The 16,297-nt window shown below is 63.5% G+C and carries 14 protein-coding genes; 3 read left to right on the forward strand and 11 right to left on the reverse strand.

Features of this window, described 5'->3' with window-relative positions; translation table 11 throughout:
- Positions 1-52 precede the first annotated feature (52 nt).
- On the forward strand, positions 53-1,291 hold the full coding sequence (locus Q9451_RS01110; RefSeq protein WP_012270022.1) for a response regulator: 1,239 nt from the start codon (positions 53-55) through the stop codon (positions 1,289-1,291).
- A 58-nt stretch (positions 1,292-1,349) separates the two neighbouring features.
- On the opposite strand, the gene Q9451_RS01115 is transcribed toward Q9451_RS01110, so the two are convergent.
- The gene (locus tag Q9451_RS01115) at positions 1,350-2,378 is read right to left on the reverse strand and encodes a sensor domain-containing diguanylate cyclase (protein WP_012270023.1); all 1,029 of its coding nucleotides are present in this window, start codon (positions 2,376-2,378) and stop codon (positions 1,350-1,352) included.
- Positions 2,379-2,477: 99 nt separating this feature from the next.
- Entirely contained in the window at positions 2,478-3,662 is a 1,185-nt protein-coding gene (gene desA / locus Q9451_RS01120; RefSeq protein ID WP_012270024.1) for a delta-9 fatty acid desaturase DesA, read from the reverse strand.
- Between the two features lie 240 nt (positions 3,663-3,902).
- Between desA and dibA the strand changes: the two genes are divergently transcribed.
- Positions 3,903-5,798: a phosphodiesterase DibA gene (dibA, locus tag Q9451_RS01125; protein WP_012270025.1), complete on the forward strand. Its 1,896-nt coding sequence runs from the start codon at positions 3,903-3,905 to the stop codon at positions 5,796-5,798.
- A gap of 116 nt (positions 5,799-5,914) precedes the next feature.
- Here the strand turns inward: dibA and Q9451_RS01130 are convergent, their stop codons facing one another.
- The 9 genes from Q9451_RS01130 to tcyJ form a co-directional block, all read right to left on the reverse strand.
- Positions 5,915-6,559 (reverse strand): methionine ABC transporter permease, encoded by a 645-nt coding sequence (locus tag Q9451_RS01130; protein ID WP_012270026.1) that lies wholly within the window; start codon positions 6,557-6,559, stop codon positions 5,915-5,917.
- Positions 6,549-7,658 (reverse strand): methionine ABC transporter ATP-binding protein, encoded by a 1,110-nt coding sequence (locus Q9451_RS01135; protein WP_012270027.1) that lies wholly within the window; start codon positions 7,656-7,658, stop codon positions 6,549-6,551. The genes Q9451_RS01130 and Q9451_RS01135 overlap by 11 nt, the downstream gene beginning before the upstream one ends.
- Position 7,659: 1 nt before the next feature.
- Entirely contained in the window at positions 7,660-8,460 is an 801-nt protein-coding gene (locus Q9451_RS01140; protein ID WP_012270028.1) for a MetQ/NlpA family ABC transporter substrate-binding protein, read from the reverse strand.
- Positions 8,453-9,844 (reverse strand): LLM class flavin-dependent oxidoreductase, encoded by a 1,392-nt coding sequence (locus Q9451_RS01145; RefSeq protein ID WP_012270029.1) that lies wholly within the window; start codon positions 9,842-9,844, stop codon positions 8,453-8,455. Before Q9451_RS01145 ends, Q9451_RS01140 begins: the two co-directional genes overlap by 8 nt.
- Positions 9,844-11,025, reverse strand: coding sequence for an SfnB family sulfur acquisition oxidoreductase (locus Q9451_RS01150; protein WP_012270030.1), 1,182 nt, complete (start codon positions 11,023-11,025; stop codon positions 9,844-9,846). Before Q9451_RS01150 ends, Q9451_RS01145 begins: the two co-directional genes overlap by 1 nt.
- Before the next feature lie 153 nt (positions 11,026-11,178).
- Positions 11,179-12,420 carry an SfnB family sulfur acquisition oxidoreductase gene (locus tag Q9451_RS01155; protein WP_012270031.1) on the reverse strand — a complete coding sequence of 414 codons (1,242 nt, stop codon included), beginning with the start codon at positions 12,418-12,420 and terminating at the stop codon, positions 11,179-11,181.
- Positions 12,421-12,684: 264 nt separating this feature from the next.
- Positions 12,685-13,443 (reverse strand): L-cystine ABC transporter ATP-binding protein TcyN, encoded by a 759-nt coding sequence (gene tcyN, locus Q9451_RS01160; RefSeq protein ID WP_003255850.1) that lies wholly within the window; start codon positions 13,441-13,443, stop codon positions 12,685-12,687.
- A gap of 2 nt (positions 13,444-13,445) precedes the next feature.
- A complete protein-coding gene (gene tcyL / locus Q9451_RS01165) occupies positions 13,446-14,114 on the reverse strand; it encodes a cystine ABC transporter permease (RefSeq protein WP_012270032.1) in 669 nt (222 codons plus the stop codon).
- Positions 14,111-14,905, reverse strand: coding sequence for a cystine ABC transporter substrate-binding protein (tcyJ, locus tag Q9451_RS01170; RefSeq protein WP_012270033.1), 795 nt, complete (start codon positions 14,903-14,905; stop codon positions 14,111-14,113). The genes tcyL and tcyJ overlap by 4 nt, the downstream gene beginning before the upstream one ends.
- A gap of 308 nt (positions 14,906-15,213) precedes the next feature.
- On the opposite strand from tcyJ, the gene epsC reads away from it, so the two are divergent.
- Positions 15,214-16,146 carry a serine O-acetyltransferase EpsC gene (gene epsC, locus Q9451_RS01175; protein ID WP_012270034.1) on the forward strand — a complete coding sequence of 311 codons (933 nt, stop codon included), beginning with the start codon at positions 15,214-15,216 and terminating at the stop codon, positions 16,144-16,146.
- Positions 16,147-16,297: the final 151 nt, after the last annotated feature.

A 16,297-nucleotide genomic window follows, 5' to 3' on the forward strand; every position in this document is an offset into this window, starting at 1 on the left:
GCTTGGGAAGCTGCGACGGACTGTGTGTCAGGCTATTCAGGAGTAGTTGGCGATGAGCGCTGCAAACCCCACCGCACCAAACGTACTGATTGTCGAGGGCGATCCCTGGGTACGTGACATGCTCAGCGAAATGCTGCTCAGCGTGCGCTGTGACGCGCGCCTGCAGGTATGCGCCGACGGCTCGCAAGCGCTCAGTGCGTTGTCCAGTAAGCCTGACCTGATCATCGCCGCCCGCGAGCTGGCCGGTGTCGATGGCCTCGACCTGTTGCGCAAGGTGCGCGCCAAAGGGCCGGGGCTGCCGTTCATTCTCATGAGCAACCGCAGCGACAGTGCCAGTGTGCGCGAGGCATTGCCCCTGCACCCCACGGCCTACCTGAGCAAACCGTTGAACCTGGACAACCTGCGCAAGCGCCTGGAAGAGCTGCTGGTGGCCGTTGGCGAAGAGATCGCCTGCCCAATGCCGGCCTTGCAGCCGGGTGCCAGCCTGCCGGCCTACCTTGAACAGCGTCGCGCTAACGCCGATGGCGGGCCGCTGTTGGCCGATGTGCAGGTGGCTATCAAGCGCGCGCTCAACCCCCAGGGCCTGAACCTGAAGGTGCTCGAAGAGGAGGTGCGTAACGACCCGCAGGTCACGGCGGTATTGATCGCGGCGGCCAATAGCGCGGCCTTGCACCGTGAGGCGCCGGTGCAGACGTTGCTGCAAGCCCTGAACAAGCTTGGCAGCACCCAGAGCATGAACCTGATCCTGGGCATGACCCTCAAGCGCAGCGCACGCCTCAGCGACCCACTGCTGGCTGAGCACGCGGCCCGTTACTGGGACCTGTCGCTGCATACGGCGGAATATGGCCGCACCCTGGCGCGTCTGCTCGAGCTGGACGAAGGGCGTTGTTACTGCGCGGGCTTGCTGCATTGCCTGGGTGACCTGGCGGTGTTGCGCTGCCTGCAGGAGTGGCGGCTGGCCGGAGGGGAGCTGGACGAGCGCAATGTGCAGCAGTCGCTGGATGAGTTTGGTGCGGCGTTCGGTTCGGCGCTGCGTACCCGTTGGCGGCTGCCGCTGGCCTTGCGCGAATTGATCGCGGCGATCTACCAGTTGGGCGGCGGCGTGTATTCGCGGGAGATCCTGGCCATGAGCCTGGCAGGGCAGCTGTCGCGGCTGCCGGCTGAGCAGGGGCTGGAGAAAGTAGCCAGCGGCAAGACCGCACGCTTGCTCAAGCTGGGCTTGCCGGAGCTGAACCGGCTGCGCAAGGTGGAAAACCCCGAGGTCAAACCGCAGGAAGAGCCGCCGGTGTAGCCCCTGTAGGAGCGGGCGAACACCGGCCAAAGCCGGTGCCATCCTGCACGTTGCCTGATCAGCCGCGGACTATCTGGTTCTTGCCTTGCCGCTTGGCTTGGTACATCGCCGCATCGGCTCGGGCATACAGGCTATCCAGCGTTACATCCTCTTCGGTCAGCCCGGTCAGCCCCTGGCTCACCGTCACCCCGTAGGTCTGCTGCCCATGGCTGAAGCTCAAGCGCTGAATCTGCCGCTGCAAACGCTCGGCAATCTGTTCTGCGACCTCGGCGTTGCAACCTGGGAACACCGCTGCGAACTCCTCGCCGCCAATGCGCCCGAACAGGTCGCCACGGCGTAGCACGGCTTTGCCGCTGTCGGCGATGTGTTGCAGCACCTGATCGCCTTCCTGGTGGCCGTAACTGTCGTTGATGCGCTTGAAGTCATCGATATCCAGCAACAGAAAGGCCAGCGGCGTGCCGTCTTCGCGGGCGCTGTCGAACGCTTGCTGAGCACACTCGAAGAAGTGCCTGCGGTTGCTGCTCTGGGTCAGCACATCGGTGGTGGCCAGGCGCTGCAGCTCCCCTTCAAGCTGCTTCTTTTCGGTGATGTCTTCGGCGATACCGACAATGATCACCCGGTCGCCATCGTGCTGCTGGTTGATGTAGCACTTGTCGCTCAACCAGCGCAGTTGCCCGTCGGCATTGAGGATACGGTATTCGCGGTCTTCCACTGCGCCCTTGAGCAGCACCTGGGCCAGGCTGCGTTCGGCGAACTCGAGGTCATCGGGGTAAATACTGTCACGCCATTCGTTGTAGTCGGCCAGCACCAGGCTGACGGGGCGGCCAAAGATGCGTTCGTAGGCGGGGCTCACATACAGCACCTGGCGGGTTTCCCAGTCGAAGGCCCAGAGCACCGCATTGACGCTGTCGAGCAGCGAGCTGAACAGCTGATCGCGCTCACTCAGGCGGGCAACCTCGCCTTGGGCGTGGAGGAGTGCCAGTAACGTCTGGGCGGCTTCGGGAGGTGGGGTGCCGGGCAATGTCGTTGGAATGTTCTTGGCCATGTGCACGAAGCGGGTCTCAACGTGAAAGCGTGCGGCCAGCATCCGGCCCGCCACGCGGGCGATGTGCCGAATTTGAGTGGGAACGTGGGGGCTAAGTTCCGGACGGCACGCCCCACGGTGGGGCGTGCCGATCAACGGTGGTCAGGCGCCGGTCGGGCGCAGGGAGTAGGTCTTGAGTTGTGCCGCGAAGTCGCGCAGGGCGTGGATGCCGCTGCTTTCGGCCTCGTGTACCCAGTCCTTCATGGCCGCCAGCATGTCGTGGCCGTTGGCGCTGGTGCGTGCCCAGATCTGCTGCAGGGCCAGGCGCTTTTCGTAGATGGTTTTCAGTGCCTGGCTGTGCGCGAGCATCGACTCGATGCGCACGTGGTGGCGGTCTTCCAGCAGGCTGGTTTCACGCGACAGCAGGCGTTTGGCACGGCGGAAGCGGTGACGCACCGAGGTATCGACGCGTGCCAGCTCCTGTTTCACCAGCGGGCCGATCACCAGCTTGCGGTACTGGGCCATGATCTGGAAGCGGTTGTTGAGGATGGCCATGGCGGTATCCATGTCCAGGTTGGCCTTGCCGGCCACCCGATGAGCGATGGGCGCCACACGCTGCACCTTGGCCAGACGCAGCAGGCAGAAGAGGCGGATCCAGGCCCAGCCCATGTCGAACTCCCAGCGTTTGACCGAGAGCTTGGCCGAGTTGGGGTAGGTGTGGTGGTTGTTGTGCAGTTCTTCACCACCGATGACGATGCCCCACGGCACCAGGTTGGTGGCGGCGTCGCGGCATTCGAAGTTGCGGTAGCCGAGGGCATGGCCCAGGCCGTTGACCACACCGGCGGCCCAGAACGGAATCCACATCATCTGCACCGCCCAGATGGTGATGCCGATGGTGCCGAACAGCAGCAGGTCGATGACTGCCATCAGTGCGATACCGCCCAGCTTGTAACGCGAGTAGAGGTTGCGTTCGATCCAGTCTTCCGGGCAGTTCTTGCCGTAGATGCGCAGGGTTTCGGGGTTGCGTGCCTCTTCACGGTACAGCTCGGCACCTTTGCGCAACACCGTACTCAGGCCCTTGTGCACCGGGCTGTGGGGGTCGTCGGGGGTTTCGCACTTGGCGTGGTGCTTGCGGTGGACGGCGGTCCACTCGCGGGTGTTCTGCGCCGTGGTCAGCCACAGCCAGAAACGGAAGAAATGCTTGAGCGCGCCGTTGAGCTCCAAGGCCCGGTGCGCGGAGTAGCGATGCAGGTAGACCGTGACGCTGACAATGGTCACGTGGGTCATCAACAAAGTGATGCCCACCAGTTGCCAGGCCGACAAGTCGAGCAGGCCGTTGTACCACATAGGTGTAAAAACCCTCGGAATGCAGGAGGAGGGGCTGATTATCCCTTGGCAGGGAAATAAAACCAGTCAAAGCTGACGACGCGATATTTCACGCAATCCATGTGGGAGCGGCTTCAGCCGCGAACACCGGCAGAGCCGGTGCCATCCACCGCGTTGCCATCTTCGCGGGTAAACCCGCTCCCACAGTGCGCCAGAGCCTTTATAATGCCCATTCTTTTCTGATGGGCAATCCCACCCGACATGTCTGTTTCCGTTCGCGACGCCTTGCGCATGGCTGCGCTGTATGTGGTGCTCTCGATCCTCTGGCTGGCGCTCGCCGAGGTGATGCTGCACGGCATGACTGACGACCCCCTGGCACTGACCGTGGGGCGGCAGATCAACATCGTGCTGTGGGTGTTGTTCAGTGCCGTACTGATCTACGTTTCCAGGGTACGGCTGCTGAACTTCATCGGTGCTGGTGCGCGCTTGCGCTGCGAGGATCGCGAGCGGCTGCGCATGGCCGCCGCAGTGTTCGACAGTACCCTCGAAGGTGTACTGGTCACCGACCGCCAGGGCCTTATCGTGCACGTCAACCGTGCCTTCATGCGCATCACCGGCTATCAGCAGGACGAGGTGATGGGCCAGCGCCCGAGCAAGTTCAAGTCCGGTCGCCATGGCCTTGCGTTCTACCAGCAGATCTTCGCCACCCTGGCCGAACAGGGCGAGTGGAGCGGTGAAATCTGGAACCGACGCAAGAGCGGCGAAATTTATCCGCAGTGGCAGACCATATGTGCCATTCGCGATGACGATGGTGAGCTCAGCCATTACGTGGCGGTGTTCAGTGACATCAGTGCGATCAAGCATACAGAACAGGAGCTGGCCTACCTGGCCCACCACGACCCATTGACGGGCCTGCCCAACCGCCTGCTGTTCACCGACCGGGTCGAGCAGGCATTGGCGGCGGCACAGGCCAACAAGCGCGGTTGCGCGCTGTTGCTGCTGGACCTGGACCACTTCCAGAGCATCAACGATGGCCTTGGCCACACCATCGGTGACCAGTTGCTGAAACGGGTGGGCGAGCGCCTGGGTGAGGTGCTGGGTAGCGGCGTGACCCTGGCGCGCCTGGGCGGCGACGAGTTCGCTGTGCTGGCCGAGAACTGCCAACAGGTCGGCCAGGCGGGCAAGCTGGCGCAGTGCATTATCGAGCGCATGCGCGAGCCGTTCCTGTGCGAGGAAAATCGCCTGTTCATCAGTGCCAGCGTCGGTATCAGCCTGTTCCCCAGCGATGCGTTGGGCGCCGAACAGTTGCTGCGTAATGCCGACGCGGCGTTGTACAAGGCCAAAAGCAACGGGCGGGCCTGCTATGCGCTGTACACCGAAGAGCTGACTGCCCACGCCCAACACCGGGTCGAGACTGCTGGAGAGCTGCGCCGGGCCCTGGAGCAGGATGAGCTGCGGGTGTATTTCCAGCCGGTACATGACCTGGCGACAGGCCGACAGGTCGGGGTCGAGACGTTGGTGCGCTGGCAGCATCCCCAGCGGGGCCTGGTGCCGCCGGGCGAGTTCATCCCGATTGCCGAGCGCACCGGGCTGATTGCCGAAATCGATACCTGGGTGCTGCGCCAGGCTTGCCGGCAAATGGTGCAGTGGCAGGCCGAAGGCAGGCAGCTGGCCTTTGTGGCGGTGAACATATCCAGCCGCCTGTTTGGCCAGCATGAGCTGTACCGGCAAGTCGCCGCGGTTTTGCATGAAACGGGCCTGCCCCCAGCCTTGCTGGAGCTGGAAGTGACGGAAAGCGCGGTGATGGAAGACCCTGAGGTGGCGCTGGAGCAGCTGCACCGTTTGCGCGAGCTGGGGGTGACCCTGGCCATCGACGACTTCGGCACCGGGTATTCGTCGCTGTTGCGGCTCAAGCGTTTGCCCGTGCAGAAGCTGAAGATCGACCAGGGCTTCGTTGCCGGTTTGCCGCTGGATGAGGATGACATCGCGATCGTGCGGGTGATCATCGCCCTGGCCCGCAGCATGGGCATGCAGGTGCATGCCGAGGGCATCGAGCAGGCAGAGCAGGCCAGTTTCCTGCTGCAGGAGCAGTGTCAATTGGGCCAAGGGTACTGGTTCGGGCGGCCGGTGCCGGCTGGGGATCTTCGCTGGGATTGAGAGCTTGGGGCCGCTTTGCGGCCCGGTCGCGACACAAGGCCGCTCCTACATGGGTATGCGGTCGTCTGTAGGAGCGGCCTTGTGTCGCGATCGGGCTGCAAAGCAGCCCCCGGCAGTCAACGCTTGTTCAAGCCCTTCGCCAAGCGGTCCCCGCCCAGCTGGATCAACGCCACCAACGCCACCAGCAAGGCAATCACGGTCAGCATGATCTGGCTGTCGAAACGCTGGTAGCCATACCGGTAGGCGATATCCCCCAACCCTCCAGCACCAATCGCCCCAGCCATCGCCGAAGAGTTGATCAAGGTCACGAGGGTAATGGTGAACCCCCCCACGATGCCCGGCAGTGCCTCGGGCAGCAGCACATGCCAGACAATGTGCCAGCGCCGGCAGCCCATGGCCTGTGCGGCCTCCACCAAGCCATGGTCGACCTCGCGCAGGCTGACCTCGGCAATCCGCGCAAAGAACGGCGTGGCGGCGATGGTCAGCGGCACCACCGCCGCCCACACGCCGTAGGTGGTGCCTACCACCAGGCGGGTGAAGGGGATCAGCGCGACCATCAGGATCAGGAACGGGATCGAGCGGAACAGGTTGACGAAGGCGCCCAGCACCCGGTTCAGCAGCGGCGCCTCGAAGATCCCGCCCTTGTCGCTGGTGACCAGCAGCACCGCCATCGGTACGCCCACCAGCAGGGCGATCAGCGACGAAACGCCGACCATCAGCAGGGTATCGAGCAAGCCTTCCAGCAGGCGATCAAACCACATGGCCCAGCACCTCCACGTCCTCGGCCCAGCGGCGGGCACGTTCCAGCAATTGATGGGTGTCGTGCGGCGAGTGTTGCACCGACAGGATCAACTGCCCCAGGGCATGCTCGCCGATGGTTTCCACGCCACCCTGCAGCAGGCGCACACGCCCGCCCAAGTCTTGGAACAGGGCAGACAGCTCTGGCTCACCGAGCACTGTCAGTTTCAGCACCACGGCGCTGTCATGGCTCGCCGGGCTGGCCTGCAGGCTGGCTTGCAATGCGGCTGGCAGCCTGGCCTGCAAGGGTGCGAGCAGGGTGCGGGTGACCTCGTGGCGGGGAGAGCCGAACACCCGCCAGACTTCGCCCTGCTCGACCACCTCACCGCGCTCAAGCACCACCACCCGATGGCAGATATCACGGATTACCGCCATTTCGTGGGTGATCAGCACGATGGTCAGGCCCAGGCGCTGATTGATGTCGCGCAGCAGCTCAAGGATCGAGGCCGTGGTCTCTGGGTCCAGCGCCGAGGTGGCCTCGTCGCACAGCAAGATCTCGGGGTCGTGCACCAGCGCTCGGGCAATGCCCACGCGCTGTTTCTGCCCGCCGGACAGCTGCGCCGGGTACACATGGTGCTTTTCCTGCAAACCGACCAGCTCCAGCAACTCGCGCACCTTGTGCTGACGCTCGGCCTTGGCCACGCCGGCCACCTTCAACGGCAGCTCGACGTTCTGCCATACAGTCTTGGCCGACATCAGGTTGAAGTGCTGGAAGATCATGCCGATGCGCCGACGCAGCGCCACCAGGCGGTCCTCGTCGAAGGGGGCGATGTCTACCTGGTCGATCAGTATCCGGCCCTGGCTGGGTTGCTCCAGGCGGTTGATGGTACGCAGCAGTGAAGACTTGCCGGCGCCGCTACGGCCGATGATGCCGAAAATCTCGCCATGGCGGATGTTCAGGTCGATGCCTTGCAAGGCCGGTTGTGCCTGGCCAGGGTAGGTCTTGCCCAGGCCGATGAAGCGCACATGGGCTTCATTGACTTCCGGGCGCAGAGCCTGTTCCTTGACCGTTGGCGGCAATGGTTGTGGGGTAGGCGCCCTGAGCGCGCTGGCCTGGCTCATGTCAGCCTTCCCAGCCAGCTTGGTAGAGCTTGCCGTGGGCTTTGTCCAACGCTGCGCGTACCACAGGCGAGTGCTGGTAGATGTCGACGAACTTGGCCAGGCGTGGGTCGTCCTTGCTTTGTGGGCGGATGACGAACTGGATCACGTATTCCTTGTTTTCCAGGCCATCGAACAGCAACGCCGAGGTGGCATCGAAGGTATTGGCCAGGCGGATGTAGGCCGGGTAACCCTGCACCAGGTCGGCGTCATCGTAGGCGCGCACCAGCTGAACCGCCTCGACCTGCAGGATTTTCAGCTTTTTCGGGTTGGTGACGATGTCGTCCTCGGTGGCCTTGTAGCCAACGCCTGGCTTCAGGGTGATCAGCCCGGCCTTGGCCAGCAGTTGCAGGCCCCGGCCGCTGTTGATCGGGTCGTTGGCGATGGCCACGCTGGCGCCTTCTGGCAGGTCGGCGAAGCTTTTGTACGTTTTCGAGTACAGGCCAACGTTGTTGATGATGCCCGAGGCGTAGGGCACCAGGTTGAAGCCCGCAGCGGCTTTGGCGTTTTCCAGGAACGGGATGTGCTGGAAGTAGTTCACGTCGATGTCGCCACTGTTGAGACTGACATTGGGCGCAATCCAGTCGCTGAACTCGATCAGCTTCACTTCCAGGCCTTGCTTGTGTGCTTCCTCCACTGCGGCTTCCAGCGGAATGGCAAAGGCCGAGGTGGTGCCGATCTTCAGCGGTTCGGCTGCCAGGGCGCTGGCGGACAGGCCCAGTGTGAAGGCAATGGCCGCGACGGGCCGGAACAGTTTCTCAAGCATGATGCAGGGCTCCAGTCGGGGCAGGGGTTGGGGTAAAGCGATAAGCCGAGCCAGGGTGGCTGACGGGCAAGTGCGGGTGGTCGGCCTGGAACAGCTTCTCGCGCAGGGTGCCTTCGGCGTAGGCGGTCTTGTAGCGGCCACGCTGCTGCAGTTGCGGGACGACCAGGTCGATGAAGTCCTCAAAGCTTTCCGGGGTGACGGTGCGGGTCAGGTTGAAGCCGTCCAGCCCGGTTTCGTCGACCCAGGCAATCAACTGTTCGGCCACCTGTTCGGGAGCGCCGACCAGGGTGACGTAGCGGCCACCCAGGGCGTGCTGTTCAAGCAGGCGCCGGCGGGTCCAGGCGTTGTCTTGCAACTGGCGGGTGGCCGACTGGATGGCGTTGCCCTGGTTGAAGGCGATTGGCTCGTCCAGCGCGTAGGCGGCGAAGTCGATGCCGGTGGATGCGGCGAAGTGCGCGACGCCGGCCTCGGGGCTTGCATGGCGCAGGTATTCGGCATGCTTGGCCTGGGCCGCTTGCTCGGTGGCCGCGACGATCACCGTGATGCCCATGAACACCTTGACTGCTTGCGGGTCGCGACCGGCAGCCTGGGCGGCTGCGCGCACCTTGTCGACCTGGGCGCGGGTGGCGGCCTTGTCCTGGCCACTGATGAACACGCATTCGGCATGGTTGCCAGCGAAAGCCAGGCCGCGCGGCGAGCTGCCGGCCTGGAACAGCACCGGGGTGCGCTGCGGCGAGGGCTCGCACAGGTGATAGCCCTCGACGTTGTAGAACTCGCCGTGGTGGCTGACCTTGCGCACCTTGTCGGGTTGGGCATAGACGCGCTGCGTGCGGTCTGCGACCACGGCGTCGTCGGCCCAGCTGCCTTCCAGCAGCTTGTACAGCACCTGCAGGTATTCGTCGGCCTGGTCGTAGCGGCGGTCGTGCTCGGGTTGTTGCTCAAGGCCCATGGCTCGGGCCGCGCTGTCGAGGTAACCGGTGACGATGTTCCAACCGATTCGGCCATTGCTCAGGTGGTCGAGGGTGGATAGGCGCCGGGCGAACAGGTACGGCGCCTCGTAGGTGAGGTTGGCGGTAAGGCCGAAACCCAGGTGGCGGGTGACCGCAGCCATGGCTGAAACCAGCAGCAGTGGGTCGTTGACCGGCAGCTGAATCGACTCCTTGAGGGGCACGTCCAGCGACTGCCCGTAGATGTCGTAGGTACCGACGATATCGGCGATGAACAACCCGTCGAACAGGCCGCGCTCCAGCAGGCGTGCCAGGTGGGTCCAGTAGTCCAGGGTCTTGTATTGGGTCGAGGTGTCCCGTGGATGGGTCCACAGGCCGTGGTTGATGTGCCCGATGCAGTTCATGTTGAAGGCATTGAGCAGAATCTGCTTGGCCATCAGATGGTCCCCCGACGTGGCGGGTTGGCATCGTTGAGGTAGTAGTTGCCGATGGCGTGGTACTTCCAGCGCACCGGGTCGTGCAGGGTGTGCACACGGGCGTTGCGCCAGTGGCGGTCGAGGTTGTGCTCGGCCAGGGTGGCTTGGCTGCCGCCCAGTTCGAACAGCGCGGTGCCGGCGGCGAGGGAAATCTCGGTGCTGATGGCCCGTGCTTCGGCTACGGCGATGGAGGCGGCGGCCACGTTGTCGGCGGTGCTGTCGTCGCGGGCGCGGTCGAGGTATTCACCGGCGCGCTCCAGCAGGGCCTCGGCGGCGTGCAAACGGATCGCCAGGTGGCCGAAGCTTTTCAACGTCAGCGGGTCATCCGTGGCCTTGTCCAGGCCGGAGTCGACCCACGGACGACTGCGGGTACGTACGAAGTGCAGGGCATCTTCATAAGCCGCGCGGGCGATGCCGGTGTCGATTGCGGCATGAAGGATCTGCGCCAACGGCCCGACCGGGGTAGGGCGCTCGAAGGCACTCTGGAACGGCACCACGTCGGCGGCGCTGACGTACACGTTGTCGAACACCACCGAACCGCTGCCGGTGGTGCGCTGGCCGAATCCGCTCCAGTCATCGATCACTTGCAAGCCCTGGCTGTCGGCTGGGACGAAGGCCAGTTGCTGCACGCCTTGGTCGTCGACGACCGAGGTGGGAATGCGCTGGGCGTAGATGGCACCGGTGGAATAGAACTTGCGGCCGTTGATGCGGAAGCCATCGCCGTCACGGCTCAGTCGGGTGGTGCGTTCGTTGGCGGTCTTGGTGCCCAACTCGGCCAGGGCATTGCCAAAGCGGCGGCCGGCCAACACTTCGGCGTATAGCCGCTGTTGCTGCTCGGGGGTGCCGTTTACTCGCAGTACTTCCAGGCCGTAGAAATGGTTTTGCGGGATCTGCCCGAGCGAGCCGTCGGCTTGGGCGATACGGGCGATGACCTTGGCCAGGGTGACATTGGACACGCCGGCGCCACCGAAGGCCTTGGGCACGCTGATGGCCCATAGGCCGGAGCGGGTGAACAGCTCCAGTTCGGCGTGCGGCAAGCGGCGCTCGCGGTCGCGCAGGGCGCTGTCGCGGCGCAGTTGCTGGGCGATGTCTTCGGCAACATTCAGGGCTTCGGTGTCGCTGGTAATGATATTTGTAGTCATGTTGTTCTCCGGGGCCATTGGGGCCGCTTTGCGGCCCATCGCGACACAAGGCCGCTCCTACAGGGGGGCGCGACCCGATGTCGGTACGCGATCCCGTGTAGGAGCGGCCTTGTGTCGCGATGGGCTGCAAAGCAGCCCCCAAGGCCTAAAAAATCAGATCCAGGAATGCCGCGCAGGCAGGGTGCCGTTGAGGTGGTACGCGCCCACCGCGTGGTACTTCCAGCGCACCGGGTCATGCAGGGTGTGCACCCGGGCATTGCGCCAGTGGCGGTCGAGGTTGAACTCGGCAAGGGTGGCGCGGCTGCCAGCCAGCTCGAACAGTTTTTCGCTCGCCTGCAAGGCGACTTCGGTGGTCAACACCTTGGCCTCGGCCACCGCAATCGAGGCCCGCGCCGCGCTGGCGGCGTCGACGGGTGCGGCGTTGACTTCGTCGAGCACCCGCGCGGCCTTGCGCAGCAGCGCTTCGGCGGCATGCAGCTCAAGCTTCAGCCGGCCGATATCGGCAATCACATAAGGGTCGTCGCTGGCACGGTCCACGTTGGCCTCGATCCACGGGCGGGACTTTTCGCGCACGAATGTGATCGCATCGTCGATTGCCGCTTCGGCAATGCCGGCGTCGATCGCCGCCTGGATCAGCTGCGAAGCCGCGCCCTGGATGTTGGGGATATCGCGCTGGCGCCAGTTGTCGATCACCAGCTCGGCGTCTACTGGTACCTGGTCCAGCAGTACAGTGCCGCTGGCGGTGGTGCGTTGGCCGAACCCGGACCAGTCGTCGACGATGCGCAGCCCCGGGCTGCCCCGGCGCACGAATGCCAGGCGCTGGCGGCCTTCGTCGTCGAGGGCTTTCACCGCCACCCAGTGGGCGAACAGGGCGCCGGTGGAGTAGAACTTCTCGCCGCTGATGCGATAGCTGTCGCCGGCGCGAGTGATCCGGGCCTTGAGGGTGAGCGTGTCTTTGGTGCCGCGTTCGGGGCCGGCATTACCGATGCGCCAGCCGTCGAGCACGCTGCGGAAGATCAGCGCCTGCTGTGCCTCGGTGGCCGTCAGGCGAATCAGTTGCAACATGCCGAACTGGTTCTGCGGGATCTGCCCCAAGGCCGGGTCGGCGGCGCTGATCACGCGGAAAACTTCGGCTACGGTTTCGAACGATACGTCCGGGCCGCCGTGGGCCTTGGGTACGCTGATGCTACCCAGGCCGCTGCGGGTGAACAGCTCGATCTCGGCCCAAGGCAGTTTGCGTTGCTGGTCGCGGCGGGCAGCTTGCTCGCGGGCAACCTCGGCCAGTTCGCGGGCCGCTTGCAGGGCTTCGGCGTCATTGCGCAGTACCTTGGCCGGCAGCAGCAGGGGCGAGCTGTCGAGATCGCTGTGGAATTGGGTATTTGGCTGGCTGGACATCAGTACCGCTCCTTGGCTGCACTCAATGCCCTGGCGATACGCACTGGGGTGATTGTGATCCTGACCATTCCTGACCTCACAAAATAGTTGTGCCGCTACAGCTGATCGCGACAAATGTGTGCTGGTCCGGTGGTCCGGTTTATATACCCTAATGCTTTATAAAAAGTTTATGAACTAACTCTTTGGAATATGTATAGAAGGAGGGATTTACTACAAATGTGCCGGCCCTTTCGCGGGCACGCCCGCGAAGAGGCCGGAACAGGTTTACTCGGAAGCTGCGGTACCGAGGAACTTGCGCAGGAACTGCCGGGTACGCTCTTCCTTGGGCGCCGCAAACAACGCCTTGGCTTCACCCTGTTCCACGATCACGCCCTTGTCGAAGAAGATCACCCGGTTCGCCACATCCCGAGCAAAGCTCATCTCGTGGGTGACGATGATCATGGTGCGCTTTTCCTCGGCCAGGCCGCGGATGGTCGCCAGTACTTCACCCACCAGCTCCGGGTCCAGCGCCGACGTCGGTTCGTCGAACAGGATCACCTCCGGCTCCATGGCCAGGGCGCGGGCGATGGCCACCCGTTGCTGCTGGCCGCCGGACAGGCGCCGTGGGTAGGCGTCTTCCTTGCCCGCCAGGCCGACCTTGGCCAGCAGACGCCGGCCAAGCTCGATGGCCTGTTCGCGAGGCGTCTTCTTGACGATCACCGGCCCCTCGATCACGTTCTCCAGGGCGGTGCGGTGAGGGAACAAGTTGAAGTTCTGGAACACGAACCCGGCCTGCTGGCGCAAACGCCGAATCGCACCTTGCTGGCCACCCAGCGGGCGGTTGGCATCGATGCTGATGGCGCCGATCTGGATCTGCCCGGCATCGGGGGTTTCCAGCAGGTTCAGGCAGCGCAGGAAGGTGGTCTTGCCCGAGCCACTGGGGCCGATGATGGCCACCACTTCGCCGGGCTGCACGGTCAGGTCGATACCGTTGAGCACGGTCTGGCCCTTGAACCGTTTGGTCAGGCCTTTGACTTCAATCATGCTCATTGCTCCTGGTCATGCTGGTTGACCCGCGCTTCCATGCGGTTCTGGAAGTGCGCAAGGATGCTGCACAGCACCCAGTAGATAACGGCGACTGCCACGTACATGGTGAACACTTCGAAGGTACGTGCGGTAATCAGCTGCGCCTGGCGGAACAGCTCGGGCACCTGGATGGTCGCCGCCAGGGCGGTGTCCTTGACCAGCGAAATGAAGCTGTTACCCAACGGTGGCAGGGCGGTGCGCAAGGCCTGTGGCAGGATCGCCCGGCGCATGGCCTGGACGCGGGTCATGCCGATGCTGGCGGCAGCTTCCCACTGGCCCCGGTCGATCGAGGAAATCGCCGCACGCAGGATTTCGCAGATGTAGGCCGCCATGTTCAGCGACAGGCCGATCAGCGAGGCAGGTATCGGGTCGAGCTCGATGCCAATCTGTGGCATGCCGAAATAGATCACGAACAGCTGCACCAGCAGCGGCGTGCCGCGGAAGAACGACACGTAGACCCGCGCCAGCCAGTTCAGCGGCAAAATCTTCGACAGCCGCATCAGCGCCAGGGCAAAGCCCAGCAGCAGGCCGAAGAACATGCCGCCGACACTGAGCAGCACTGTATAACCCGCGCCCTTCAGCAGGAAGGGCGTGGAGTCGACAACGAGTTGCAGGCTTTCAGCGATCATTTGGTGACATCGGCACCGAAGTATTTTTCGGACAGCTTGGCCAGCGTGCCGTCAGCCTTGAGCTTGTCGATGGCCTTGTTGATCGCTGCCAGCAGCTCAGGCTCGCCCTTGCGCAGGGCTACGCCGCTTTCCAGGCGCGAGAAGGCATCGCCGGCAAGCTCGGTGTCCTTGGCTTTTTGCGCGTATTCCAGCGCGGCCAGGCGGTCGATCAGGATGGCGTCGATGCGGCCGTTGCGCAGGTCGGCGAACTTGCTCGGGTCGTCTTCATAGGTACGCACTTCGGCTTTCGGGACATCCTGCTTGACCCACTGCTCGTAGTTGGTGCCCAGGCCCACACCGACTTTCTTGCCGGCCAGGTCTTGCGCCGACTTGATGTTCAGCTGCTCGGCTTTCTTCTTCAGGATCAGGGCCTGGATACCGGAAACGGTGTAGGGCTCGGAGAAGTCGTATTTCTTCTTGCGCTCTTCAGAGATGGTCACCTGATTGACCACTACGTCCAGGCGCTTGGACTCCAGCGCGGCAAGGATGCCGTCCCACTTGGTTGGCTGGATCTTGGCCTTGACCCCCAGCTCCTTGGCCAGGAGTTCCGAAAGCTCCACCTCGAAGCCGGCCAGCTTGCCGTTCTCATCCTGGAAACTGAACGGTGGGTAGGTACCTTCCAGGCCGACGTTGATCACGCCTTTTTCCTGGATAGTCTTCAATTGCTCGCCGGCGAAGGCCTGGCCGAGCAGGCCGGCACCCAGCAGGAGGGCCAGGCTGGCGTTGAGTAGCGGTTTGGCGAATTTCGACATGTCAGAGCCCCGCGCTTGTTGTGTAAGTAGTGAGGTGGCGACTATAGGGTTGGCTGCTTAGGCCAGGAAATACTAAAAAATTATTTTGTTATTCCCTTTTTGCTTTTTGCCAGGTGCTGGCTGCTTTGAGGGTAGGCGACGATCCCCACGCCGTCATCGCGGCTTATGCCTGACTTAGCGCAGGATGGAATAAAGCGTTGTTTTTTCCAAGGGTCGGATTTGCCGTAGAGTGGATTGCATGTAGGCAGGCCTGGTTTCTTCGCGGGCCTGGCAAAAAAATGAGATGGCCCATACGGCAGGAGAAAACCGTGAGCGAACAACCTTCATCCGCGCACTGGCAGTTGCAGAACATCGTTACTGGCCTGCGCGGCGCCCGTGAGCAATGGCGCACCCGCAATGGCCGCAGCATTGGTGAGCAGGGCGGGCGCGAACTGCCATCGCGCGAGGCGATGCGGCAGATTCTGGAGCAACTGTGCGGTGCGTTGTTCCCCATGCGCCTTGGGCCTGTGGACCTGCGCGAAGAAAGCGAAGACTTCTACGTCGGCCATACTCTGGATGCCGCACTGACCGCCTTGCTGGCCCAGGCGCGTCTGGAGTTGCGCTATGCCGCTCGCCAAAGCAAGGCTGAGCTGGCAGGTGTAGACGCTCACGCGCTAAGCCTGATCCAGGGCTTCGCGGCTGCGTTGCCGGAGCTGCGCGTACTGCTCGACACCGATGTGCTGGCCGCCTACCACGGCGACCCGGCGGCGCGCAGCGTCGATGAAGTACTGCTGTGCTACCCAGGTATCCTGGCGATCATCCACCACCGCCTGGCGCACCACCTTTACCAGGCCGGCTTGCCGCTGCTGGCGAGGATCAGTTCGGAGCTGGCGCATTCGGCCACGGGTATCGACATTCACCCAGGGGCGCAAATCGGCCCGAGCTTCTTCATCGACCACGGCACCGGCGTGGTGATTGGCGAAACTGCGATCATCGGCGAGCGCGTGCGCATCTACCAGGCGGTTACCCTGGGCGCCAAGCGCTTCCCAAGCGATGAGTCGGGGACCCTGCACAAAGGCCTGCCGCGCCACCCCATCGTCGAGGACGATGTGGTGATCTATGCCGGGGCCACGGTGCTGGGGCGCATTACCATCGGCAAAGGCTCGACCATTGGCGGCAATGTGTGGCTGACCCGCAGTGTGCCGGCTGAAAGCAACATCACCCAGGCCAACTTGCAGCTGGATTGCCAGGACAAGAACTGATCTGGCATTTGCTTGACCTGAACCGGCCCTTAGCGGGTAAACCCGCGAAAGGGCCGGTTCAGAAGGACGCCAATCAGCGGCCCAATTCGCATTGAAATCCGATCCATGTTTAACTTGAACGCTTGTTCAATGAAAAAACGCTGGTCCGCTG

This window comes from Pseudomonas sp. NY8896, assembly GCF_039634505.1.